We start from the raw sequence: 25,050 nt of genomic DNA on the forward strand, positions 1-25,050 counted from the left end.
CGCCCCATGGCATAGTGGCGCCCAGGAACCACAACAACAGACCGCTTCCAAGTACTGAGGGATTGGAGATCAGCGCATACGAACGGTCAATAAGCAGCTATGTTTAAGCGACTCAACGAACTGTCTGAAAGCCATGGCGCCTTGCGCGCAGGCCAGGGCATGGTGGCCGGGGTGATTGCCCTGATCTTGGCGGCCCTGTGTTTTTTGGGCGTGCTCGCCTTTCATTTTCCGCAGTACCTCACCACGCCGGAGCTGCGCCGCAGCTACAACGTTGATGTCATGCGCCAGCTGCTGTTTTGGAGCATGGTGATTGCCGGTGGCCTGTCGGTGGCCTTGATCGTGCTGGGCCGGGTGCGCTGGCTGGCAGCCTCGGCCTTTGCCCTGGTGGTGCTGTCGGCCATCTTGGGCGGCAACAAGGTGCCGGTGGGCAGCTTTGCCACGGATACCCCTTACATCGGGCTGGACTGGTTCATTCTGGATCTGCTGGGCAGCTCGCTGATTTTCATCTTTATCGAAAAGCTGTTTGCGCTGCGCAAGGACCAGCCCGTCTTCCGCCCGGAGTGGCAGACCGACTTCCACCACTTCCTGGTCAACCACATGGTAGTGGGCTTTGTGCTGCTGGCCACCAACCTGATGGTGCACCAGTTCTTTGGCTGGGCCGCGCATGATGGCATCCGGGGCTGGGTGGCCAATCTGAGCTTCTGGGTAGCGCTGTTCCTGATCATCCTGGTCGCCGATCTGGTGCAGTACTGGACACACCGCGCCTACCATGAGGTGCCCCTGCTCTGGCGCATCCACGCGGTACACCACAGCGTCAAAAGCATGGACTGGCTGGCAGGGTCGCGCCAGCACATTCTGGAGCTGCTGATCACCCGCACGCTGGTGCTCGCCCCCATCTATGTGCTTGGCTTCAGCAAGGAGGTGATCGATGCCTACATCATCATCGTCGGCTTCCAGGCGGTGTTCAACCATGCCAATGTCAGCGTGCGGCTGGGGCCGCTGCGCTATGTCATCGTCACGCCCAACTTCCACCACTGGCACCACAGCCAGGATGTCGAGGCGCTGGACAAGAACTACGCCGCCCACTTCGCCTTTCTGGACTACCTGTTTGGCACCGCCGTCAAAAGCGATAAAGTCTGGCCCACCGATTACGGCGTGCTCGGCGACTATGTGCCCAATGGCTTTTTCAAGCAGCTGAAGTTTCCCTTCACCTGGAAAGGCTGAGGGCCCTGCTGTCTGCTGGGGCGCCCGCCCCCTTTGCTTTGATCACCCATGCCATTCCCTCTTGATTTTCGTGCCCAGGCCATGGTGCTGGCCGCCGGCCGTGGCGAGCGCATGCGCCCGCTGACCGACCACACCCCCAAGCCCCTACTGCCCGTGCAAGGCAAGCCGCTGATGCAGCACAGCATGGAGCAACTGGCCCGCGCCGGTGTGCAGCGCCTGGTCATCAACACCGGCTGGTTGGGCCAGCAAGTGGCCGATGCCTGGCCCGCAGCACCCGCCGTTGCCCAGCTGGGTGGCGAGCAGCTGCAGATCGCCTACTCCCGCGAGGACCTGGACTTTGGCGGCGGCATCGAAACCAGCGGTGGCATCAGCCGCGCCTTGCCCGCGCTGGACGATGCCTTCTGGCTGGTCTCGGGCGATGTGTTTATCCCCGGCTTTCCGTTTGATGAGGCGCTGCGCCAGCGCTTTGCGCAGAGCGATGATCTGGCACACCTCTGGCTGGTGCCCAATGCGCTCCACCACCCCCGGGGCGATTTCGTGCTGACGGACGAGGGCCGGGCCGAGAACCCAACCGCCGATGACCCACGCCCGCGCCTGACCTACTGCTCGGTCGCGCTGCTGAAAAAAGCGCTGTTCAGCGCCCCCTACTGCGATATCCCCCCCGGCAACCCCCAGGGCAGCAAGATGCCGCTGGTGCAGCAGTTGCGCGCGGCCATGCAGGCGGGCCGCTGCAGCGCCAGCCGCTATGACGGCCGCTGGGTCGATGTCGGCACGGTGGAGCGGCTGCAAGCCCTCAACCCCTGAGGCTTTCTGGTCACGTACCCTTCCCTTTTCTGCGGGTTTCAAGCAGCCACTCTGTCGACACGGTGACAGGGTGGGCGACATTTGCAAATGTCTCTATTTATAAATTTTAATTATTTATCAAGTAGTTAGATATGCATGCGCTGCGAGTGAAATCCACTCGCCGCATAACATCATAAAAACCCCAATACCGATTGGCCCAGGCTTGCCCACAATGCAAAACGCATGCGGTCCGCCGCAAGCGCCTATAAAACCATTCGGCTCAGCCGGGGAGACAAGTCATGCAGATGAAGAAGTTGGCATGGGGTATTGGGGTGGCGATGGGCCTGATGGCCGCAGGCCCTGCGTTGGCACAGACGACGATGCGCATCAGCATCTCGGTCGCCCAGAACTCGCACCAGGGCGTAGCGATCGACACCTTTGCCAAAGAGGTGGAGCAGCGTACGGGCGGGCGCTACAAGGTCCAGACCTTCTACAACGGCTCCCTGGGCGGCGAGCGCGAATCGATTGAAGCGGTGCAGCTGGGCACGCAAGAGCTGGCCTTCAGCTCCAGCGGCCCGGTGCCCAACTTTGTGCCCGAGACCAAGATCCTCGACGTGCCCTTCCTGTTCCGCGACAAGGCCCATGCCCGCGCCGTGCTCGATGGCCCTATCGGCAATGAGTTGCTGGCCAAGTTCGACGGCAAGGGCTTCAAGGCTCTCGCCTGGGCCGAGAACGGCTTCCGCCACATGACCAACTCCAAGCGCGCGATCAACAGCCCCGATGACACCAAGGGCCTGAAGATCCGCACCATGGAGAACCCGGTACACATCCAGGCCTACAAGGCGCTGGGCATCATCACCACGCCGATGGCGTTCCCAGAAGTATTCACCGCGCTGCAGCAGGGCACGGTCGATGGCCAAGAGAATCCGCTGCCCGTCATCACCTCGGCCAAGTTCGACCAGGTGCAAAAGCACCTGAGCCTGACCGGCCACGTGTACTCGCCCTGCATTCTGGTGATGAACAAGGCCAGCTACGACAAGCTGAGCGCCGAAGACAAGACCGCCTTTGTGCAAGCCGCCCAGGCTGCCACCAAGGCCAACCGCGCCCGTGTGGACCAGGACGACGCCAATGGCGTGGCCGAGCTGCGCGCCAAGGGCATGCAGGTGGTGGAGAACGTCGACAAGGCCAAGTTTGTCGCCACCTTGACGAAGACCAATGCCGACTTTGAAAAGCAGTTCGGCAAGGCCAACCTCGACCGCATCCGCAACTTCCAGTAAGCCCTGCGCCCCAAGCGGTGCCGTCGCTGAGCCGCCGGCCCGCTGGATCGCAGCTCCTCCTTTGGTACCCAGCCGCTGCTGACGCCCCACCAGGCGCCAGCCGCTGTTGTGTCAACACGCGCAAGGAGGGTGGATTCTTGGCGGCACTGCAGCCGCCTGTCCACCCGCTCACCATGAAAAACGCCTTTCTCAATTTTGAGCGCTGGACATCGGGCATCGCCATGGCCGGCGCCTGCCTGATGCTGGCCATCGCATCCGTGCTGGGCATGTTCCAGATCCTCACCCGCTTCGTGCTGGAGCAGCCCGCCGAATGGACCGAAGTGCTGATCCGCTTCAGCCTCATCTGGATGGTCTTCCTGGCCATACCCATGGCCTTCCGCCAGGGTGCAATGGTCAGCGTCGATGTCTTGAAACGCTGGGCACCCCCTGCCATGCGCCGCCTGCTCAGCGGCTTTGTCTGCGTCGCCACGCTGGTGCTACTGGCCGTGCTGATCTGGTGGGGCTGGGACTATGCGCGCCGGGGCGGCGTGCAGACCATGGCCGGGTTGGAATCGCTGTCCATGTTCTGGGCCTACCTGGCCGTGCCCGTCGGTGCCATATTTGCCGTATTCGGCGTCATCGGCAACCTGCTGGAACCCCAAAATACTGAACTGGAGAACGCGCAATGACCGCCGTGATGCTTTCCACGATGGTGCTGTGCTTTGCGTTCACCGTCTCTGTTGCCGTCTCCATCGGCCTGGCGTCCATCCTGGGTATCCAGGCCAGCAATGCCAATATGCTCATCTCCGTCAAAGAGATGTTTGGCGCCATCAACAAATTTCCGCTGGCGGCCATTCCCTTCTTCATTCTGGCCGGTAACCTGATGGAGACCGGCGGCATCTCGCGCCGACTGGTGGAGTTTGCCAAAAGCATTGTGGGCGGCATCCAGGGCGGCTTGCCGATGACCTGCGTGCTCACCTGCATGATCTTTGCCGCCGTCTCCGGCTCCTCGGTCGCCACCACCTTTGCGATTGGCGCCATCCTGATCCCGGCGCTCATCAAGCACGGCTACCCCAAGAGCTATGCCGCCGCGCTGCAAGCCACCAGTGCCGAGCTGGGCGTGATTATTCCGCCATCCATCCCGATGATTCTCTACGGCGTCAGCGCCGAGGTGTCGATTGGTGAGCTGTTCATCGCCGGCGTTGGGCCGGGCTTGTTCATCAGTGCGATGCTGATGTTCTTTGTCTGGGCCTACTGCAAGTACAAGGGCTGGGGCAAAAACGATGGCGAGGGCCGGCTGGGTTTTGGCAAGGCCTCGCTGCAAGCCGGCTGGGCACTGCTGATGCCGGTCATCATTCTGGGCGGTATCTATGGCGGTGTCTTCACCCCCACCGAAGCCTCGGCCGTGGCCGTGTTCTACGCGCTGGTGGTGGGCATGCTGATCTACCGCGAAATCAAGATCCGTGACCTGTATGCGATCTTCCGCAAATCGGCAATCTCCTCGTCGATCATCATGTTCATCATCGCCAATGCCGGGCTGTTCGCGTTCCTGATCACGCGCGCCGGTGTGCCCGATGCGATTGGCCGCTGGCTCGAAGAAGTGCTGCAAAGCCCGGCCATGTTCCTGCTGGGCGTCAATGCCGCGCTGTTCATCATCGGCATGTTCATCGAGACCAGCGCCGCCATCATCGTGCTGGCCCCGATCCTGGCGCCCGTCGCTATGCACTTTGGCATCGACCCGGTGCATTTCGGCCTGATCATGGTGGTAAACCTGGCGCTGGGCATGATCACGCCGCCATTTGGCGTCAACCTGTTTGCCGCCTGTACTGTGGCCCGAATATCGCTGGACCAGATCATGAAACACCTGCTTCCCTTTGCCGGGGTGATCTTGCTGTGCCTGATGGTGATCACCTATGTGCCGGGCATATCGCTGGCGCTGCGCGATCTGGTCTACCGCTGATTCTGATCACTACCAGCTTCCCGGCCACCGCCAGTCGGTGGCTTTTTTACGTGCCGGACGGCCCTTTTGCAGGCGCAAGCGGCCAGTTGCCGCTAAAATCTCGGCAGTCAGGAGAGAGTCGCCCCCGTTGTCCCCCAACGCGCAGCGCGGCCGCCGAAGGCGCAGGCTACTGCCAATGCAGCTGCCGAACGCTCAGGCAAAAGGACTGGCCCCGCCGCGCAGCATATGCCTGCCCGGCGTTCCCAGCTGGAGAGAGGTGGCGCTTGGACGCCATCCACCGAAGGAGCAAGCCCCCTGGCCTCGAAGCGGCGGGTGAATCTCTCAGGTAAAGCGGACAGCAGGGCAAACAGCATGCAACCGGCAACGGCTGCATGCCTTGTTATTTGCCCTGGAGAATCCATGTCCGCCACCGCATCCGCCCTGCTGACCACCCCTTTGAATGCCCTGCACATCGAGCTGGGCGCCCGCATGGTGCCCTTTGCCGGCTATTCCATGCCCGTGCAATACCCCCAAGGCCTGATGGACGAGCACAAGCACACCCGCACGGCGGCCGGCCTGTTCGATGTCTCCCACATGGGCCAGCTGCGCCTGATCGGCCCCGATGCCGCCGCCGCCTTTGAAACCCTGGTCCCCGTCGATGTCATCGACCTGGCCATTGGCAAGCAGCGATACGGCCTGCTGCTCAATGACGAGGGCGGCATTGTCGATGACCTGATGTTCTTCCGTGTCTCCGAGCAGGAGCTGTTTGTCATCGTCAACGGCGCCTGCAAGGTGGCAGATATCGCGCTGATCACCGAACGCATCGGCCAGCGCTGCCAGGTGCTTCCCCTGCCCGACCAAGCTCTATTGGCGCTGCAAGGCCCCCAGGCCGCCACCGCGCTGGCCCGCCTGGCCCCTGGTGTTGACCAGCTGGTATTTATGACCGGTGGCGACTTTGATGTGGACGGCATCGACTGCTTTATCACCCGCAGCGGCTACACCGGCGAAGACGGATTCGAGATTTCAGTCGCGGCCCATGATGCCGAGGCCCTGGCGCGCAAGCTGCTGGCCCAGCCGGAGGTGCAACCGATTGGCCTGGGCGCCCGCAACTCGCTGCGCCTGGAAGCCGGTCTCTGCCTCTACGGCAGCGACTTGGATGCCACCACCACCCCGCCCGAAGCTGGTCTGAACTGGGCCATCCAGAAGGTGCGCCGCACCGGCGGTGCACGCGCAGGTGGCTTCCCCGGTGCAGACAAGGTGCTTGGCCAGATTGACAACCCCGCTAGCCTGAGCCGCAAGCGCGTGGGCCTGATTGCCAAAGAGCGCATCCCTGTGCGCGAGCAGGTCGAGATCCGCAACCTCGATGGCCAGGTCGTTGGCGTCACCACCAGCGGCCTGCTGGCACCGACGATCGACCAACCGATTGCGATGGCCTATGTGGAGCCGGCACTGGCGGCGATTGGCACGCAATTGCACGCGATGGTGCGCAGCAAAGCAGTGCCGGTAGAGGTGGCAGCCATGCCTTTTGTGCCTCCCCGCTATTTCCGCGGCTAAAGTAGCTGCCGGGGGCTGCTGTTGGCAGCCTCCCAACACAATTCACGCCTACAAAACTGGAGTATTCCTATGACGATCAAGTTCTCCCGCGACCACGAATGGATCAACTGCGCTGACACCAATGCTGCGATTGTCGGTATCACCGTGCATGCGCAAGACGCGCTGGGCGATGTGGTGTTTGTCGACCTGCCGGAAGTCGGTGCCTCGTTCAACCAAGGCGATGTGGCCGGTGTGGTGGAGTCCGTCAAGGCCGCTGCCGACGTCTTCATGCCCGTGACTGGCGAGATCGTTGAAGTCAACGAAGCGCTGCGCAACGACCCGTCGCTTGCTAACTCCGACCCGCTCAACAGCGGCTGGTTCTTCAAGGTCAAGCTGAGCGATGTGGCCCAGCTCGACGCGCTGCTGGACGAGACCGCCTACAACGACTTCGCCGCCAACGCCTGATGGCCCGGCCCTGCTGCTGGCCTGCCACTGCTGATTGCGCAGGCCACCAGCAGGATCAACCGGCCTAGGAGGCCCCCGGCCTCCGCCCCTTTTTTGCTTTTTCTTTTCCTCGCTGCCAGCGCTCTTTGATACCGCGCCAGCCCCACCCCATCCATTTACACCGATTCGGACCATGCTGATGCCCTCCAAAGAGCCCCTCGCTGCGCTGGAAAATGCCAGTGAATTCATCGCCCGCCACATTGGCCCGGACAGTGCCGACGAGGCCCGCATGCTGGCCGCGCTGGGCCTGCCCTCGCTCGACGCGCTGATCGACAAGGTGCTGCCCGCCTCCATCGTGCGCAGCAAGCCCATGGACCTGCCCGCACCGGTGACCGAGGCCGACGCGCTGGCGGAGCTCAAGGCCCTGGCCAGCAAGAACCAGGTGCTCAAGAGCTTTATCGGCCAGGGCTACTACGGCACCCTGACGCCCGGCGTGATTCTGCGCAACATCCTGGAGAACCCCGCCTGGTACACAGCCTACACGCCGTACCAAGCAGAAATCTCGCAAGGCCGCATGGAGGCGCTGGTCAACTTCCAGACCATGGTCTGCGACCTGACCGGCATGCCCATCGCCAATGCCTCCATGCTGGACGAAGCCACGGCTGCTGCCGAGGCCATGACCCTGGCCAAGCGCTCGGTCAAGTCCAAAAGCAACCGCATTGTGCTGGCAGGCGATCTGCACCCCCAGACCATCGAAGTCATCCAGACCCGTGCCGAGCCCCTGGGCCTGGAGGTGCTGGTGGCCAACAGCAAGGAAGAATGGGAAGCCGCGCTGGCGGGCGACATGTTTGCTGCCGTGGTCCAGTACCCCGCGTCCAGCGGCTGGATTGTGGACTGGAAGGCTGATGTCGACGCCATCCATGCCAAGCAGGCTGCCGCGATTGTCGCTACCGATCTGTTGGCGCTGACCCTGATCACGCCTCCCGGCGAATGGGGCGCCGATATCGTCGTGGGCAACAGCCAGCGCTTTGGCATGCCCATGGGCGCCGGCGGCCCGCACGCCGCTTTCATGGCCTGCCGCGATGAGTACAAGCGCTCCTTGCCCGGCCGCCTGGTGGGCGTCAGCGTTGATGTGCATGGCAACCCGGCCTACCGCTTGGCACTGCAGACGCGCGAGCAGCACATCCGCCGCGAAAAAGCCACCTCCAATATCTGTACCGCCCAGGTGCTGCCGGCAGTGATTGCCAGCATGTACGCGGTCTACCATGGTCCGGCCGGCCTCAAGCGCATTGCGCAGCGCGTGGCACGCCTCACCGCCATCCTGAGCCGTGGCCTGGCGGAGCTGGGCTTTACCGCCCGCCACCACGACAGCGCTTTCGACACCCTGTCGCTGCACACCAAAGATGCTAGCGATGCGATCCTGGCCCGTGCGCGCGCCCAGGGCGTCAACCTGCGCAAGGCCTGGAACGAGTACCTCTGCATCAGCCTGGATGAAACCTCCAGCCGCGCCGATGTGGAACTGCTGTGGAGCATCTTCGCCCAGCCCGGCCAGGCACTGCCCAATATCGAGGCAATGGACGAAGGCAGCACCTCGCTGATCCCCGAGGGCCTGCAACGCAGCAGCGCCTACCTGACCCACCCGGTCTTCAACACCCACCATTCCGAAACCGCGATGCTGCGCTACATCCGCAGCCTGTCGGACAAGGATTTGGCGCTGGACCGCAGCATGATCCCGCTGGGCAGCTGCACGATGAAGCTCAACGCGACCAGCGAGATGATCCCCATCACCTGGCCCGAATTTGCCAACATGCACCCGTTTGCCCCGGCCGACCAGCTGCAGGGCTATGCGCTGCTTGATGCCCAGCTGCGCGAATGGCTGTGCCAGGCCACCGGCTACGCCGGCATCAGCCTGCAGCCCAATGCCGGCTCGCAAGGCGAGTACGCCGGCCTGTTGGCCATCAAGGCCTACCACGCCTCCAAGGGCGAGTCGCACCGCAACATCTGCCTGATCCCCAGCAGCGCCCACGGGACCAACCCAGCCAGCGCGCAGATGGTGGGCCTGCAGGTGGTCGTCACCAAGTGCGATGAGAACGGCAATGTGGACATGGCCGATCTGAAGCTGGCCTGCGAAAAGCACAGCGCCAACCTGGCCTGCATCATGATCACCTACCCCAGCACGCACGGCGTGTTTGAGACCCAGGTGAAGGAGCTGTGCCAGCTGGTGCACAGCCATGGCGGCCGCGTCTATGTGGACGGCGCCAACATGAACGCCCAGGTCGGCCTGGCCGCACCGGGCGAGTTCGGCGGCGATGTCAGCCACCTGAACCTGCACAAGACCTTCTGCATCCCCCACGGCGGTGGCGGCCCGGGTGTCGGCCCCGTCTGCGTGGTCGAAGACCTGGTGCCCTTCCTGCCCGGCCATGCTACCGCTGGCGTGCCCGGCAAGGTGGGCGCCGTCAGCGCCGCGCCGCTGGGCAATGCCGCCGTGCTGCCGATCAGCTGGATGTACATCCGCATGATGGGCGAGCCCGGCCTCAAGCGCGCCACCGAGACCGCGATCCTGAACGCCAACTACATCAGCAAGCGCCTCGAAAAACACTTCCCGACCCTGTACGCCGGCGAGCATGGCCATGTCGCGCACGAATGCATTCTGGACCTGCGCCACTTCAAGGACAGCTGCGGCGTGATGGCCGAAGATGTCGCCAAGCGCCTGATCGACTACGGCTTCCATGCGCCGACCTTGTCCTTCCCGGTGCCCAACACCTTGATGGTCGAGCCCACCGAGAGCGAGAGCCTGTACGAGCTGGACCGCTTTATCGCGGCGATGGTCGCCATCCGTGGCGAGATCGCCGAGATTGAAGCGGGCCGTGCTGCGCAGGATGACAACCTGCTGAAGAACGCCCCCCACACCGCCGAGACCCTGCTGGCCAGCGAATGGAGCCATGGCTACAGCCGCGAAGCCGCCGCCTATCCCGTGCCAGCGCTGCGCCGCGCCAAGTACTGGAGCCCCGTGGGCCGGGTCGACAATGTCTATGGCGACCGCAACCTGTTTTGCAGCTGCGTGCCGCTGGAGAGCTATGGCAATGCGTCTTAAGTTCTAAGATAGACGCGGGCATCTTTCCAAAGCGACCCCAGCGGGTCGCTTTTTTCCGCCCTTTCACCACCAAGAACGAACAACAACAGGCTTGGGTTCTATCCCGACGCTGGAGACTTACGCGCATGGACACCCTCCTCATCATCGCCATAGGCGCCGCCCTGGCCGGCTTTGTGCAAGGTCTCTCGGGCTTTGGCTACAGCATGACGGCGATGGCGCTCTGGGCATGGACCTTGGAGCCTTCGCTGGCCGCAGTGCTGGCGGTGTTTGGGGGTTTGTGTGGGCAGATCATCCAGGCCTTGAAGGTGCGGCGCGGCTTTGACTGGCGCATGCTCTGGCCCTTCTTGCTGGGCGGGCTCTGCGGCCTGCCACTGGGCCTGCGGCTGCTGCCGATGCTCGATGCCCAGCTGTTCAAGACCGTTTTGGGCGCGCTGCTGGTCATCTTCTGCCCGCTGATGGCCTTCTCCCACCGCTTGGGTGGCTTGGCCTCGGGGCCATTGAGTGAAGGACCCGGGCGCTCGCTGGCCAATGGCTTGGCAGGGCTGGTCGGTGGCGCCATGGCCGCGCTGGGCGGCTTCTCGGGCGTGGTGCCCACGCTGTGGTGCCAGATCACCGGCATGGCGCGCGACACCCAGCGCCAGGTGATCCAGAACTTCAACCTGACGATGCTGGCCGTCACCTTCGCAAGCTATGTGGCCACCGGTCTTGTCAGCCAGCGCATGCTGCCGCAGCTGGCAGTGGCGCTGCCAGCAATGCTGCTGCCTTCGCTGTGGGGCGCCAAGCTCTATGAGCGCATCAGCGACATCGCCTTCAAGCGCGTAGTGCTGGGCCTGCTGACCCTCGCCGGCTTGGCCATGTTGGCGTCCAACTGGGCTTGAGCTGTTGTTCGCAACCGACAGCTAGCCAGCAAGCCTTCCGCATTGCTCAGGAGGCGCGACAGGCCGCTCGTATAACAATTGTCAGAACAGCGCCGTGAGCGGCAAAAAACCAAAAACACATAGGATAATCCTATCGGCTCTTGTCAGCCCAGGCTGCCCAGCCCGCCGCGCATCCGGCCATGCGCCAGCACTGAGCCCCCGCCCATGCCTTCACGTCGCCCCCTGACCCTTTTGACCGCGCCAGCCATGCCGTCCAATGGCCATGCCTTGGACGGCGCTGCCGTGGGCGCGCGCAGCCTGAGCACCTACCTGGTGCTGCTGATGCTGGCCGCTGCGCTGCCGATTCTGGCTGCCGGCATCTACACGGTGCAGCATGTCGCGCAGTCGTACCGGGACAGCAGCCTCAACCGCATGCTGGACATCACCAGTAATCTGGGCCAGGCGGCAGAGGCCGATCTGCTCAGCCGGGCGACCATGCTGCAGGCCTTTGGTGCCGAGGGCAATCTCCGCAACCCCGAGGCGCTGGACAAATGGCTGCACCTGACCGGCATGGGTGCGCACAGCAGCCTGGTGGTGATGACCCCGGGCCAGGCGCAGCCAGACACGGCGTCTTCCCATGCGTCCACTTCGCTGGCCATCCCCCAGGCATTGGCCGTGGAGGCACTGCAGGGCGGAGAACCCCGCTTCTCCCAGCTCTTTTTTCAGAATGGCACCCCCGTCATCGCGATGGCGGTACGCCCACGCCCCACATCCCGGCAAGTGCTGGTGCTGACCAGCCCGCCTGCCGACATGGTGAGCACGGCGCCGAGCCAAACCAGCGATGGGGTGCTGATCGCCATCACCGATGGCCAGGGCCAGATTCTGGCCCGCTCTGCCCATGCTGAGCGCTTTATCGGCACCACGGTGCCGGACTGGGAACGGCTGCAGGCGGTGGGCGCGCACCGGGGCAGCTTTGAAGCCCAGCGGGCCGATGGCGGCCAGGTGGTTTTCAGCTTTTACCAGCTGCCCAAAACACCCGGCTGGGTGGTGGTGGCCGGCGAACCCCTTGAGGCTTTCAACGCGCGCTGGCAAAGGCCGGTGATCGACATCGTACTGGCCAGCCTGTTGGCGCTGGCCATCGCCGGCCTGCTCTGCGCCTGGGTGTCGCGCCAGCTCTTGCGGCCTATTCGGCAGCTGACGATCTGCTCGCGCACCGGAGCTTCCTACGCCAGTAGCAACGACGACGGCCCTGTCGTCAAGGTGAGGGAGTTTGAAATGCTGCGCCAGAGCCTGGCCCAGTCGCGTGCGCAGCTGGAGTCGACCCTGGCCGCGCAGCAGCAGGTGGCCGCCGCCTTGGCCGCCAGCGAGCAACGCGCCCGCACCTTGGCGCATGCTGGCACCTCCGTGCAATGGAGTTTGGATGCCAGGGGCCGGGCGCTGTCCATCGTGGGCTGGCAGGCGCTGGGCGGCGTGCCCGATGCCCAGGCGCTGCAACTCGGTTGGCTGCGCCATATCCACCCCGACGATGCCGCGCAACTACAAAGCCAGACCGAGCCCTGCTTGCGCGACCCCAACCACAGTTTGGATGTGGAGCTGCGCTTGCGCACCGAGGACGGCGCCTGGCGCTGGATGCGGGCCCGGGGCGCCGCCATTCTGGATGCGCAGCAGCGGGTGAGCGAATGGCTGGGCGTGCTCGAAGACGTCGATGACCGCAAGCGCGCCCAGGCCGAGGTGGCCTACTTGGCGCTGCACGATCCTTTGACCGGCCTGCCCAACCGCAGCCTGCTGCAAAAGCCGATCTGCACGCCCGATGGCACCACCGGCGCCTTGCTGTACCTGGATCTGGACCGTTTCAAACAGGTCAACGACACCCACGGCCATGCCACCGGCGATGCTTTGCTCTGCGCCGTGGCCCAGCGCCTGCGCGAGCTGCTGCGCGACAGCGACCTGGTGGTACGCATGGGCGGCGACGAATTCTGCATTGTCCAAAAGGCCTCGTCGGCCCAGGCCGCTGCCAGCCTGGCGCAGCGCGTGATCGACCGCTTGAGCGCCGACTACGAGATTGACGGCCACCGGGTCCGCATTGGCGTGTCCGTCGGCATCAGCCTGCTGACCCAGCCCTCGGGCACCGAAGGCCCCGACAGCCTGCTGCGCAAGGCTGACATGGCGCTCTACCAAGCCAAGCAGCAGGGCCGGGGGCGCTACGCCTTCTACACCGAGGCGCTGGCCGGCGGCAGCCCATAAGGCAGAGGGCTTCTGCCCCACTGAAAGAAAAAGCCAGCGCTATGGCTGGCTTCCTGTCTATCACTGTACGGCGGGCATCAGCAGCCCGCGCCCGCGACTAGCGTCCGCGAATATAGGTGTTTACCGCGCGGTTGTGCTCGTCCAGGCTTTGGCTGAAATGGCTGCTGCCATCGCCCTTGGCGACAAAGTACAGCGCCTTGGTGGTTTCCGGCTGGATGGCGGCCATCAGCGAGGCCTTGCCTGGCATCGCAATGGGGGTGGGCGGCAGGCCGGCGCGGGTGTAGGTATTCCAGGGGGTATCGGTCTGCAGATCGCGCTTGCGCAGATTGCCATCAAACTTGTCGCCCAGGCCATAAATCACGGTTGGGTCGGTCTGCAGCAGCATGCCGATGCGCAGGCGGTTGATGAACACGCCCGCCACCATGGCCCGGTCCTCTGCCCGGCCGGTTTCCTTCTCGACAATGCTGGCGAGGGTCAGCAAATCCTGCGGGGTTTTGAGCGGGCTGTTCGCGGCATTGAGCGACCAGACGGCTTCAAGCCGCTTGTCCATCGCCAGCATCGCGCGGCGCATCAGAGCCAGATCGCTGCTGCCCTTGGCAAATGCATAGGTGTCGGGGAAAAACCGGCCCTCGGCGGCCACCTCAGGCCGGCCCAGCGCGGCCATGATTTCTTCGGGCGTCATCGCGGCCGTGTCGTGGCGCAGATGCTCTTCCTTGGCCAGGGCCGCGCGCATCTGGCGCAGGTTCCAGCCCTCGACAATGGTCAGCACGCGCTGGCTGTCTTCGCCGCGCACCAGGCGCGCGAGCAGGCTGCGTGGCGACGTGCCTGCAGGTATCTCGTAGTTGCCCGCACGGATCTTGCGATCCTGGCCCGAAAGCCGGAACCACCAGTACAGCAGATCCGGGTTCACCTCGATACCCACAGCCTTCACCGACTGTGCCACCGCACGCGGCGAGGTGCCGGGTTCTATCTCCAGCTCCACGGTGGGGCCGCCCTTGGCCAGCGCCAACGGCTGGTTCAACCAGACATAGCCAGCCCCGGCTGCCGCCAGCAAAACCACGACGATCAATTTCAATAAACGCTTCACAACCCTACCGCCTCAGTGCAATGGATCGAGCATCATAATTCACCCCATGACTCAAGCCATTCAGGGACACCTTTCGCTCCAGCATTTGGGCGTCATCCGCGCCGAAGGCGACGACGCCGCCAGCTTCTTGCAAGGCCAGCTCAGCCATGACGTGCAGCTGCTGCCGGTGGGCCAGGCAAGGCTAGCGGCATTTCTGTCCGCCAAGGGCCGCATGCAGGCCAGCTTTGTCGTTATCAAGCGCAGCGCCGGCGAGTTTTGGTTGATCACCAGCCGCGATGTGCTGCCGGCCACGCTCAAGCGCTTGTCGATGTTTGTGATGCGCGCCAAGTGCAAGCTGAGCGATGCGACCGACGCCGTGCAACTGCTGGGCCTCGCTGGCGATGCTGTGCCCGCCGAGGCCCGCAGCCTGGCGCCCTGGCAGGTGCTGGCGCTGGGCGATGCCTCGGTGGTGCGCCTCTATGCCGCCGAGGGTGAGAGCCGCGCCTTGCTCGCTGCTCCCGCTGCCAGCGCCCTGCCCGCGCAGATCAGCGCCAGCCCTGCCATTGCGCCAGAGGCCTGGCACCTGTCTGCTGTGCAAGCAGGGGTGGCGCTGATCACCACGCCCGTCGTGGATGCCTTTGTGCCGCAGATGCTGAACTTTGAATCGGTCGATGGCGTGAGCTTTAAAAAAGGCTGCTACCCCGGCCAGGAAGTGGTGGCACGCAGCCAGTTTCGGGGCACGCTCAAGCGCCGCATGTACCGGCTGAGCGCGGCAGAGCAGCCGCAGGTGGGGCAAGAAGTGTTTGCCGCCAGCGATGACAGCCAGCCGGTGGGCACCGTGGTGCAGGCGGCGGCCAGCGCATCCGGCTTTGAAGCGCTGGTGTCCATGCAGATTGCCGCTGCCAGCGAGCCGCTGCACCTGGGCAGCAGCACGGGCGCGGCCTTGCAGATCCTGGCCCTGCCTTACGCGCTGAAAGAAGATATTTGATGCAGACGTAACTATCTGCTTCATCACAAATACGACAATTTCTCAAGCAAAAATTCCGCTGCAGCAGCCGTTACAGAATTTTTATGGCATTTGCGCGGTAATTTGCTAAAATTGCATGACTTTGCGAGCAGGAGTCGCCAAAACGGCAGCTGCAAGCAATCAGCTACAACTACTCAAGCGCATCTTGACCATCACACTTGCCGGGTCTGGGAAACCAGACCCGGCTTTTTATTTGCCAACTGCATATGGCCATCAGGATCAGAATCAGCGCAGGTTCTTGCACATGGAAATGTGGGCAATTCCAGCTTCTTCATAAGGCTCGCCCACGACGCTAAAACCAGCGCGCAGGTAAAAGTTCTCTGCCGTGCGCTGGGCATGCAGCTCCACCTGGCGTTTGCCTTGGCGCGCAGCGGCATCCACCAGCGCATCGAGCACCTGGCGGCCCAGGCTGCTGCCTCGCAGTGGCTTGGCAACCGCCATGCGGCCAATGCGCATCACATCGGCACGGTTTTCTTCCTGCGCGCTGGGCAGCATGCGGCCGGTGGCCACGCACATGCCCAGGCCATTGAGCGCCACCGCATGCAGCGAGCTGACATCAAAAGCATCGGCCTCGATCTCAGCTGGAATGCCCTGCTCGCGCACAAAGACCTGCATGCGCAGGCGCATCGCCTCCTGGCCCAGCACATTCCAGCTGCCGGTTGTCACCTCCACCATGTCTTTGCCCGCTTCAAAGCGCTGCACCATGCTGCGGTAGGCCTCGGGCAGTGGCTGGGGCTGCTGCGCCTTGTCGGCAAACACATACACCATCGTGGCGGTGGCCAGCAAGCTGCCCGCGCAGTAGATGGCCGCTTCGTACTGCACCGAGGTATTGCCCAGCTTGGCCACGCGCAGACCAATATCGATCACATCATCGAGCCGTGCCGAGGCATGGAACTCCAGCTGCGTGGCCCGCAGAAACAGCTCGCCGCCCAGGCGCTGCATGCCCTCTTCATAAGGCACGGCCAGTTGGCGCCAGTACTCGGACATCGCAATGTCCACATAGCTCAGATAGTGGGCGTTGAAGACCACCTTCTGCAGGTCCACCTCGGACCAGCGCACGCGCTGGCGGCTGCGGCAGCGGAAATCGGCCAGGCTTTGGGCGGGGGTGTCAAACAGGATCTGGGAGGTGCTCATGGTGTTGTCGGTATTCTCAAAATTGGCAATCAATAGGCGGACTGGTTGCAGCGCCGTCCTCAGTCAAAGGCCGCCCGCAGCGCCTGGGCCATCTGCGCATGGCAGGCCCGTGCTTCCTTCAGCGCGCGGCCCATCTTCACAAACTCATGGGCCACGCCAGCATAGGTGTGCAGTTCAACATCGACGCCGGCAGCGCGCAGTCGGTCGGCATACATCACGCCCTCGTCCACCAGCGAATCGCATTGCGCCAGGTGGATGCTGGCAGGGGCGAGGCCCTGCAGATCCGGCGCCAGCAGCGGCGCAAAACGCCAGTCTTCGCGGTCAGCCAACGAACGCAGGTAGTTGCTGAACATCCAGCTGATCATCGTTTTGGTCAGAATCGGGCCCTGGCTGTAGCGCGCATGCGAGGGTGTGTCCTGGTGCGCCGCGCAGCCAGGGTAGATCAGCAACTGCAAGGCCAGGTCGATACCGGCATCGCGCGCCAGGATGGCGTTAACCGCTGCCAGGGTGCCGCCTGCGCTGTCGCCGCCCACAGCTATACGGCGGGTATCTGCGCCCAGCGCCATGCCCTCGGCCACCAGCCACTGCAAGGCATCCCAGGCATCGTTGCTGGCGGTCGGAAAGCGGTGCTCGGGCGCCAGGCGGTAGTCTACGGAGACGACCATGCAGCCTGCTTGATGCGCCAGCTCGCGGCACAGAATGTCATGCGTATCCACACTGCCGATGGTGAAACCGCCACCATGGGTGAACAGCAGCACCGGCTGCAAGGGGTCCCAGCTGCTGGCATACAGCCGCGCGGGTATCTGAAAACCATCGCGCGCAGGAATATGGAAATCCTCCACGCGCTCCAGCGTGGGTTTGGCAATCTCCAGCACCCCCGCGCCAATGCCATAGGCTTGGCGCGCCTGCTCTACCGACATCTCCCACATGGGGGTGTGCTGGGCGCGGGCCATGCGTTCGACCACGCTGCGCATCGTCGGGGTCAGCTCTGCGATCACATCGGCAGGCATGCTGAGTTCGGCGGGGAGATGGACTTTGGAGCGGGCTGGGGCGTCAGACATACATCGTTGCCCCGCAGGCATGCAGGGGCGCAGTTCAGGGAAAGGGCCGGCTGATTATCAGCCATTGCCGATTCACAACGGGGCGCGTCGGTCACCCATGTAAAAAGGCCCTGCCGATTTGGCAGAGCCCTCGTCAATGCCCGCTGCAGGCTGGTTACTCGAAGCGCAGCTCCACCGGCTCTGCACCTGGCAGCCCCTTGTAGTCCACCCGGATCTGCTGGCCGGGCTGCGGCGGCATCAGCGCCGAATACGAGCCCAGGCTGATCCAGTCCCCCACCTTGAGCCGCTGCCCTTCGGCCTGCAGCGCCTGCGCCAGCCAGACCACGGCAAGGAGGGGCTGGCCCATCAGATCACCGCCGCGCCCACCGCCCAGCCGCGCCCCGCTCTGGTCGGTGATATCCACTTGCATGCTCTGCAGCGCATTCAACAGCGCATAGCGCTCGGCGCGGAACTGCGGCACCCGCATGGCATTGCCCATCACGCCCATGCGGGCGCCCACATTCATGGCCTCAACGGCCGCGCCATCGAGCTGCGCGGGGTTCTCGACCACCAGGTCGGGCAGCTCGACAAAGGGGACGATACGGTCAATGTTGTTGAGCACCTGCAGCGGCGTGGTGGCGCGGTTGATGGCGCTGCTGGAGACGCGCACCAGCATGTCCGCCTCAAACATCGGCCGCGCGCCAAAGGCCGCTGGCACGCTGCTGCGGTTGGGCAAGAGCGCGCCTTCGTACAGCACGCCCCAGACCGGCTTGTCGGTTTGAAAACGCTTTTGCATGGCCGTGCTGGTGAGCCCGGCTTTGTAGCCGATAGGCTTTTTGCCTTGGGCCACCCAGGCAGCATTGAGCTTGTTGCGGCTGCATTTGCCATCGGCCTCGGTCATCGCAGCGGCTGCGGGCACCGGCTGCTTGGCCTCATAGGCCTGCAGCCACTGCGCCACCTGGGCATCATCGAGGCAAGCGGCCTGGGCTATGCCACTGGATGCAGCCAACCCGGCCGCCAGCCAAAGCGGGGAGAGTCGAAAACGCAAAACGGGGTGCATCATCCAAAGTCTCCTGTTCCAAAAACCTGTGCTGAATGCGGCTTAGCACGCCGCTCCCGGCACTAACATACCACCCGCCTCGCCGGGCTTGATTAGGGAAAGCGCGCAGCATGCAGGCAGCAGCGCCAAATAGCCGCCCGAACCTTGATGCCGGTCATGCCCGCCATAGCCAACAAGCCACAGGCGCTATAGTATTTGCATGACCACCCGGCGACAGGAGACCCCAGATGCGCAGTGTTTATGAGCCCGCCAACGCCGTCCAGGCCCATGTTCTGCAAGATGTGCTGCGCCAGCATGGCATCACCAGTTTTGTCAGTGGCGAGCATCTGCAAGGCGCCATTGGTGAGCTGCCCGCCGGCACCTTGCTGCGTTTGCTGGTGGATGATGCCGACTGGTCCGCCGCGCGCCGCGCGCTGGAGGACTGGGAGCGCGCACCGCTGATGGACGATGACGAGCTGGCCAGCGCCGACCCCAGCCTGGCCGCGCAGCCGCCGGCCGAGCCCGCGCATGATTCGCGCTTTGACCTGGCCTGCAACCCGCGTGAGGGCACGGCATCCTCACAAGACCGCCACCGCTCTGCACGGCGCTGGTACCCCTGCTGGTGGGCAGCCGCCGCCGCGCTGCTGGCCCTGTGCCTGAACTATGTGCTGAGCACACCCGCACAGCCTGATACGCCCGATGGCAGCGGCGCTTCGGACCCAGCGCAAAGGGAAGCAGGCGGCAACGCCCAGCAGCGCCCGGCACCGTCGATCCCAAACTGAGGCTGCGGTAGCGGCTGAGCAAGCGGACCGTTTCGTGCATCTCTTACAGCAGCGCGCTGCACCAAAGTATCAAAAATCGATACCTCATCGGTCCATAAAACGCGCTGGCATGGATTTATGCGCGACGCTCAGCCGCTGCTGCAGACAATCGCGTCGTTGCAAATCGCAGCAACCCAGCCCGGGTTTGGCCAACAAATGGCCAAGACCGAGGCGCACCGATGCGATGATGACGCCCAGGAGAAATTGAGACCATGAACGAGCCGCTTTCCACGCCACTGCCATCCGAGCTGCGTGACCTGTCTACCCTGCCCCAACTCTTTGCCTACCGCTGCACCAGCTCGCCAGCGCGCGAGGCCTACCGCTGGTTTGACGCGGGCAGCAACGCCTGGCAGTCCTTTAGCTGGGGAGATATGCAAGCCAAGGTGGCGCTTTGGGGCCAGGCGCTGCAGGGCCTGCAACTGGTGCGCGGCGCACGCATCGCCACCTTGCTGACGAACAGCGTCCACGCCATCTGCATTGACCAGGCCGGCATGGCCCAGGCCTGTGCCACCGTGCCCTTGCATGCCAATGACAACCCCGGCAATATCGCCTTTATCCTGGCCGATGCCGGTGCCTCGCTGCTGCTGATCAACCGGCTGGAGACCTGGCAACAGATCGCGGCAACCGGCACGCCGCTGCCGGCGCTGCGCTGTGTGGTGATTGATGACCCGCAGCAAGCGGCCATCTCGGTACCGACTGACAACGAAGGCTTACCACGCCTGGTCAGGCTGCAGGACTGGCTGGCCGAAGCCCAAGCCAGCGCCGCCCCAGCACCGTCCAGCCAGGGGCCAGAGGCCCAGGACATGGCCGCCATCGTCTACACCAGCGGCACGACTGGCAAGCCCAAGGGCGTGATGCTGAGCCACCAGAATGTGCTGAGCGACGTGAAGGCGGTGCTTGGCCGCGTCGTGCCTACCCAAGACGATGTGTTTCTGTCTTTCTTGCCGGTGTCGCACACCTTTGAGCGCAGCTGTGGCTACTACCTGCCGATGGCGGTGGCCAGCACGGTGGTTTATGCCCGCTCGGTCGCCTTGCTGGCCGAGGACATGCTGAGCATCCGCCCCACCATCCTGGTGTCGGTGCCACGCATCTATGAGCGCATCTACGCCAAAGTCCAAGAGAAGCTGGCCAAATCGGCCTTCAAGCGCGCGCTGTTTGCCGCCGCTGTCTCCAAAGGCTGGGCCCGCCATTGCGAAGCCCATGGCCTCGTCAACACCGATGCGCCCCAAGGCGGCTGGGCGCGCTGGCTACCCTGGTCGCTGCTGCAGAAAAAAGTCGCGCAGCCGATTTTGGATTTGTTTGGCGGCCGGCTGCGCATTGCGGTCACCGGCGGTGCACCCATACCGTCGATGGTCTCGCACAGTTTTCTGGGCCTGGGGCTGAACATGCTGCAGGGCTTTGGCATGACGGAGACCTCACCGGTGCTGACCGCCAACTCGCTGGAGCGGAATGACCCATCGACCGTCGGCAAGCCGCTCGATGGCATGGAGGTGCGGATTGGCGAGAACAAGGAGCTGCAGGCGCGCGGCCCCAACATCATGATGGGCTATTGGGGCCGGCCCGAGGACACGCGCCTGGCCTTTACCGATGACGGCTGGCTGCGCACCGGCGACCAGGCCGAGCTGGTGAACGGCGAAGTGCGCATTGTGGGCCGCATCAAGGAAATCATTGTTACCGCCACCGGCGAGAAGGTGCCGCCTTCGGACATTGAGCAAGCCCTTTGCGCCGACCCGCTGTTCGAGCAAAGCTTTGTGGTCGGCGAGCAGCAGCCCTTTATCGCCTGCATCGCCGTGGTCAACCGCGAGGAATGGAAGCAGCTGGCGCAAGGCCTGGGCCTGGATCCCGACAATGCCGTCAGCCTGCAAGCCAGCGCCGTGCGCAAGGCCGCACTGGCGCGTATTGCGGCGCAATGCCAAGGCCTTGCCAAATATGCGGTGCCACGCGCCGTCTACCTGGTGACCGAGCCCTGGAACATCGACAACGGCCTGATGACCCCCACCTTGAAGCTGCGCCGCCCCCAGCTGATGCAGAAGTTCGCCGCCGAGATCGCGAACATCTACGCCAAATAAGCAGCCCTGTCACATGCAAAAACCGCCGATGCCCTTGGCAGGCATCGGCGGTTTTTTTGTTCTCTGTTGCTCAGCGGCCTGCCATACAGGCACGCCGACACAGCTGCGGCTTTTACTTCTTCGGGAAGTAGTAGTTCAGCAAGGCGGCTGCACCATCGACGCCGGCCTTGGACGACCACTCACGGGCGAACTTTTCGCCCATCAGGTCCAGCGCGCGGCGCAGCTCGTAGGAAGGCTGGCTGATCTTGGTGCCATGCTCCACCAGCACCTTTTGTGCAGCGTCGTCGGCATCCTTGGCCAGTTGCCAGCCACGTGCCTCGGCCTGCTTGGCGGCGGTATCCAGAGCCGTCTTGGCGCCATCGGTCAGGCCCGACCAGCTCTTCTCGCTCATCAGAATCAGGTTCTTCGGAATCCAGGCGCGCATGTCAATAAACAGGCCCATGGCGTTCCAAGACTGGCTGTCCACGCCCGTGGTGCTGGATGTCAGCATGACATCGACCTTGCCGGCCTGGATGGCCTTGGCCAGGTCATTGGCGGGGGTGTCGACCGGGGTGGCACCAGCCACTTCGGCGATGTACTTCGAAGCCACGTTGTTAACGCGGAACTTCTGGCCCTTGACGTCGTCGAGCTTGTTCACGGCGTTGCGCGAGAACAGGCCTTGGCCTGGCCAAGGTGCTGTGTACAGCAAGCGGATACCCTGCTTCTTGAGCAAGGCCTCGATCGGCTCTCGGGTGGCCGCCCACAGGCGCTTGGCATCGTCAAAGCTGCGCACGATAAAGGGCAGCGAGTCGATGGCAAAGGCCGGGTACTGGTCGCTGAAATTCGACATGAAGATCTCACCGATCGCCAGATCGCCCTTGCTGAGCGCAGGCATGACCTGGTTCATCGGCATCAGCTTGGCATTGGTGACCACTTCGATCTGCATGCCGCCCTGGCTCAGCCCATTGGCCTCACGTGCAAACTGCGTCAGGTTGCGGGTGTGGAACAGCGTGTCGGTATAGGCGCCGGCGCACTTCAGCGGCGTCGCGGCCGCTCTGGCGATGTTGGGCAGCGACCAGACCAGACCCGAGCCAGCGGCCAGCCCCATGCTGGCGAGCGCCTTGCGCCGAGACGGACTGACCAGCGTTTTGTTGGTGTTGTGATCTGCCATTTGACGATTCCTTGGTATCTGGGCCAGGCATTCCCCATCCACAAGGATGCTGCAGGCCGCATGTGTACTGAAAAGCCCCACTAAGAGCGATACGCTTCCCGCTGGCACATGGCAAGCCATGCGACGCATTCAGCAACCATGCCATTCGATTTATTTGGTCACTAACGCACCACTTGTGTGAGGAGCCGACGCAATCTATCTTGGCTTGCGCAACAAAGCAATCGCTATCGATCACCGGAGAGACATTGCTTGATGCAAGTCATCTGTTGCGGGAGACAGAAGTCGGTAGCGACTAGCATTTAGTCACACCCCATACTTTCTGAAACTACAAAAATAATAGCTGCTTTCCTCCCCTCTCCGGGAAGAAAGCAGCCATTTTTTAGCGGATAGATGTGTGCGCCCCACAGCAGACTGCGCTGCTCGCGGCCGCGCTATCCCGCCGCTTGGGACGGCAGTTGGCGGTCACTCGCGGGGCACACTGCGGCAGACAAGGCGGATGCCTCAGCCCGCGAGAGCGGCGTTCAGGTCCTGCGCCCGGTAGTACTGGCCAAAACGGTTCGCGATGAAGTCGCTCAACTGGATCGACTCTTGCGCGATGAAGCCCTTTTGGGGCAGCACGCCGCTGGCCACCAAATCCAGCGCGCAGCAGATGCCGGCAGCGGTGGTCAGCTGGATGGCGGTCAGCGCATGGCCGGCCACTGTAGTGCCGACGATACGGGCCGAGTAGGACTCCTGCATCAGACGCTCACCCTTGTAGCCGCTGGCACTGGCAAAGATCACGATCACATCCTGGCGGGTGGCGGCGATGGCGTTGTCAAAAATCTCGTTGAGCAGCTCGCGCTTGTCGCGCAGCTTGAGTTCGTTGAGCAAGATCTTCAAGATGGCGCAGTGGCCGGGGTAGCGGATGGACTTGTAATCCACATTGCGCGCCTTGCCGGCCCAGGTCTCCGTCAACGTGCCCAGGCCACCGCTGGTGTTGAAGGCCTCGTACTCGATGCCATCCAGCGCAAAGGTCTCCAGGCCTTCCAGCGCGTGCACCGTCAGCGGCTGGCCATCTACCAGGGCTTCACAAGGGTTGATGTACTCGTTGATCAGGCCCTCGGTGCTCCAGGTCAGGTTGTAGCGCAGGCTGCCCTGCGGGTAACGGGGCAACGCACCCACGCGCATCTTCAGGTCGTGCAAGGTGTCGAAATGCTTGGCCACGTCATTGCCCACAATGCCGATAAAGCCAGGGGCCAGGCCGCACTGGGGCATCAGCACACTGCCTGCCTTGGCGGCGATCTTGCGGATCGCATGGGTAGACTGCACGTCTTCGGTCAGGTCAAAGTAATGCACGCCATGCGCGGCGGCCACCCCGGCCACCTCAATCGCCATGTGGAAAGGCAGCGCATTGAGCACTGCAAACTGGCCTTGCACAGCGGGCTCCAGGTCACCGCCCTTGCCGATCTGCACAGTCTCCAGGCCCAGGGCCTCTGCCGCCTTGAGTTGCGCCTGGGACTGGTCGGCAATGCGCAGCTGGTAGCCACCCGCCGCTTGCAGCAGCACGGCCATCGCAAAGCCGATTTTTCCGGCTCCCAAGATGGTGACCTTCTTATCGGCAGCGGCCGATGGGATTGCAGCTTTTGTTGCTGGTGCGGTTTTTTTGCTGGTTTTGTCGCTCATGGTTGGCTCTCTGATCAGGGTGGATGATGGAGAAATGTTACAGCCAGGCCATGTCAAAATGAATATATTAAACCGTCATATTATCTGTTTTATCTAGTCATTACGACAAAAAATGACTGCGTATTAACTGTATTAATGGTTAACCCGTAGGTTATTGCGTCATGAATCAAGGGCTTAGCGCCTGCAGGCACAATGGGCGGCTCGCGTTCTTCTCTTTCCTCCGTATTTACTGCACCCCGTTCTCAGACTATGGCCGACTCCGCATCCAACAAAGTTCTTCGCTATCTGCTGGCACGTGACATCGTCAAAGGCAAGTCACGCGAGGATCTGCTGGCCAAGCTGGAGGCCGCAGGCTTCAGTGGTGAACATGCCGAGCTGTTCATTGCACAGGCCGAGAAACGGGTGCTGGCGCGCAACCGGCGCTGCGCGGTGGTCTCGGCCATCGTCGTTGCTGTCCTGCTGGGCCGCGTGGTCTGGGGCCCGTACGGCGACCACCCGGATATGCAGCTGCTGATGGGTGTGATGTCCGCCATCTTTGCGGCAGCGGGTTTTTACTTCTGGTTTGTGGCGCGCTGGCAGGCGCCGCTGCCCAAGGCCAGCGTCTCTTGAGAGCCGGTTCCTAGACGCTGATCAAAGCCCCATCGGTTACAGCTTTGCGTACGCGATAG

20 protein-coding genes and 2 riboswitches are annotated in these 25,050 nt (G+C 63.3%); of the genes, 14 read left to right on the forward strand and 6 right to left on the reverse strand.

Translation table 11 applies throughout. The annotated features are described in order from the left end of the window. The first annotated feature begins 99 nt into the window (after positions 1-99). The 10 genes from HS961_RS16015 to HS961_RS16060 all read left to right on the forward strand — a co-directional run bounded on the left by HS961_RS16015 (position 100) and on the right by HS961_RS16060 (position 13,374). Entirely contained in the window at positions 100-1,224 is a 1,125-nt protein-coding gene (locus HS961_RS16015; protein WP_182323676.1) for a sterol desaturase family protein, read from the forward strand. Between the two features lie 48 nt (positions 1,225-1,272). After that, entirely contained in the window at positions 1,273-2,028 is a 756-nt protein-coding gene (locus tag HS961_RS16020; protein WP_182323677.1) for a nucleotidyltransferase family protein, read from the forward strand. 278 nt (positions 2,029-2,306) lie between these two features. Beyond that, positions 2,307-3,284 carry a TRAP transporter substrate-binding protein gene (locus HS961_RS16025; protein ID WP_182323678.1) on the forward strand — a complete coding sequence of 326 codons (978 nt, stop codon included), beginning with the start codon at positions 2,307-2,309 and terminating at the stop codon, positions 3,282-3,284. A gap of 173 nt (positions 3,285-3,457) precedes the next feature. Next, positions 3,458-3,952 carry a TRAP transporter small permease gene (locus HS961_RS16030; RefSeq protein WP_182323679.1) on the forward strand — a complete coding sequence of 165 codons (495 nt, stop codon included), beginning with the start codon at positions 3,458-3,460 and terminating at the stop codon, positions 3,950-3,952. Further along, complete coding sequence (locus tag HS961_RS16035) at positions 3,949-5,223, forward strand: TRAP transporter large permease (RefSeq protein WP_182323680.1); 1,275 nt, start codon at positions 3,949-3,951, stop codon at positions 5,221-5,223. Before HS961_RS16030 ends, HS961_RS16035 begins: the two co-directional genes overlap by 4 nt. Before the next feature lie 98 nt (positions 5,224-5,321). After that, positions 5,322-5,441: riboswitch (glycine riboswitch) on the forward strand. A gap of 18 nt (positions 5,442-5,459) precedes the next feature. Further along, positions 5,460-5,571, forward strand: a riboswitch (glycine riboswitch). A 51-nt stretch (positions 5,572-5,622) separates the two neighbouring features. Continuing rightward, positions 5,623-6,756: a glycine cleavage system aminomethyltransferase GcvT gene (gene gcvT, locus HS961_RS16040; protein WP_182323681.1), complete on the forward strand. Its 1,134-nt coding sequence runs from the start codon at positions 5,623-5,625 to the stop codon at positions 6,754-6,756. 69 nt (positions 6,757-6,825) lie between these two features. Next, positions 6,826-7,200 (forward strand): glycine cleavage system protein GcvH, encoded by a 375-nt coding sequence (gcvH, locus tag HS961_RS16045; protein WP_182323683.1) that lies wholly within the window; start codon positions 6,826-6,828, stop codon positions 7,198-7,200. Between the two features lie 172 nt (positions 7,201-7,372). Next, positions 7,373-10,273, forward strand: a complete 2,901-nt coding sequence (gene gcvP, locus HS961_RS16050) for an aminomethyl-transferring glycine dehydrogenase (protein WP_182323685.1) — start codon at positions 7,373-7,375, stop codon at positions 10,271-10,273. A 125-nt stretch (positions 10,274-10,398) separates the two neighbouring features. Further along, entirely contained in the window at positions 10,399-11,151 is a 753-nt protein-coding gene (locus HS961_RS16055; RefSeq protein WP_182323687.1) for a sulfite exporter TauE/SafE family protein, read from the forward strand. 204 nt (positions 11,152-11,355) lie between these two features. Beyond that, a complete protein-coding gene (locus HS961_RS16060) occupies positions 11,356-13,374 on the forward strand; it encodes a diguanylate cyclase domain-containing protein (protein WP_182323689.1) in 2,019 nt (672 codons plus the stop codon). A gap of 97 nt (positions 13,375-13,471) precedes the next feature. Here the strand turns inward: HS961_RS16060 and mltG are convergent, their stop codons facing one another. Continuing rightward, complete coding sequence (mltG, locus tag HS961_RS16065; RefSeq protein WP_238347627.1) at positions 13,472-14,461, reverse strand: endolytic transglycosylase MltG; 990 nt, start codon at positions 14,459-14,461, stop codon at positions 13,472-13,474. Positions 14,462-14,507: 46 nt separating this feature from the next. Here mltG and HS961_RS16070 point away from each other — a divergent pair, with 46 nt between their 5' ends. Further along, on the forward strand, positions 14,508-15,428 hold the full coding sequence (locus tag HS961_RS16070; protein ID WP_182323691.1) for a YgfZ/GcvT domain-containing protein: 921 nt from the start codon (positions 14,508-14,510) through the stop codon (positions 15,426-15,428). Between the two features lie 264 nt (positions 15,429-15,692). Here HS961_RS16070 and HS961_RS16075 read toward each other — a convergent pair whose 3' ends face one another. The 3 genes from HS961_RS16075 to HS961_RS16085 form a co-directional block, all read right to left on the reverse strand. After that, a complete protein-coding gene (locus HS961_RS16075; protein ID WP_182323693.1) occupies positions 15,693-16,601 on the reverse strand; it encodes a YbgC/FadM family acyl-CoA thioesterase in 909 nt (302 codons plus the stop codon). A 59-nt stretch (positions 16,602-16,660) separates the two neighbouring features. Continuing rightward, positions 16,661-17,575, reverse strand: coding sequence for an alpha/beta hydrolase (locus tag HS961_RS16080; RefSeq protein ID WP_182328292.1), 915 nt, complete (start codon positions 17,573-17,575; stop codon positions 16,661-16,663). Between the two features lie 241 nt (positions 17,576-17,816). Continuing rightward, positions 17,817-18,704, reverse strand: a complete 888-nt coding sequence (locus tag HS961_RS16085; RefSeq protein WP_238347628.1) for a 2-keto-4-pentenoate hydratase — start codon at positions 18,702-18,704, stop codon at positions 17,817-17,819. A 224-nt stretch (positions 18,705-18,928) separates the two neighbouring features. Here HS961_RS16085 and HS961_RS16090 point away from each other — a divergent pair, with 224 nt between their 5' ends. Continuing rightward, on the forward strand, positions 18,929-19,462 hold the full coding sequence (locus HS961_RS16090; protein WP_182323695.1) for a DUF2007 domain-containing protein: 534 nt from the start codon (positions 18,929-18,931) through the stop codon (positions 19,460-19,462). A gap of 251 nt (positions 19,463-19,713) precedes the next feature. Beyond that, positions 19,714-21,570, forward strand: a complete 1,857-nt coding sequence (locus HS961_RS16095; RefSeq protein ID WP_182323697.1) for an AMP-dependent synthetase/ligase — start codon at positions 19,714-19,716, stop codon at positions 21,568-21,570. Between the two features lie 112 nt (positions 21,571-21,682). Here the strand turns inward: HS961_RS16095 and HS961_RS16100 are convergent, their stop codons facing one another. Together HS961_RS16100 and HS961_RS16105 are read right to left on the reverse strand one after the other, a co-directional pair. Continuing rightward, positions 21,683-22,720 carry a TRAP transporter substrate-binding protein gene (locus HS961_RS16100; RefSeq protein WP_182323699.1) on the reverse strand — a complete coding sequence of 346 codons (1,038 nt, stop codon included), beginning with the start codon at positions 22,718-22,720 and terminating at the stop codon, positions 21,683-21,685. 501 nt (positions 22,721-23,221) lie between these two features. Further along, positions 23,222-24,382, reverse strand: a complete 1,161-nt coding sequence (locus HS961_RS16105; RefSeq protein ID WP_182323701.1) for a saccharopine dehydrogenase family protein — start codon at positions 24,380-24,382, stop codon at positions 23,222-23,224. 249 nt (positions 24,383-24,631) lie between these two features. Between HS961_RS16105 and HS961_RS16110 the strand changes: the two genes are divergently transcribed. Continuing rightward, positions 24,632-24,991 (forward strand): hypothetical protein, encoded by a 360-nt coding sequence (locus HS961_RS16110; RefSeq protein ID WP_182323703.1) that lies wholly within the window; start codon positions 24,632-24,634, stop codon positions 24,989-24,991. Positions 24,992-25,050: the final 59 nt, after the last annotated feature.

It is taken from the genome of Comamonas piscis, from assembly GCF_014109725.1.
GTDB lineage: Bacteria > Pseudomonadota > Gammaproteobacteria > Burkholderiales > Burkholderiaceae_C > Comamonas > Comamonas piscis.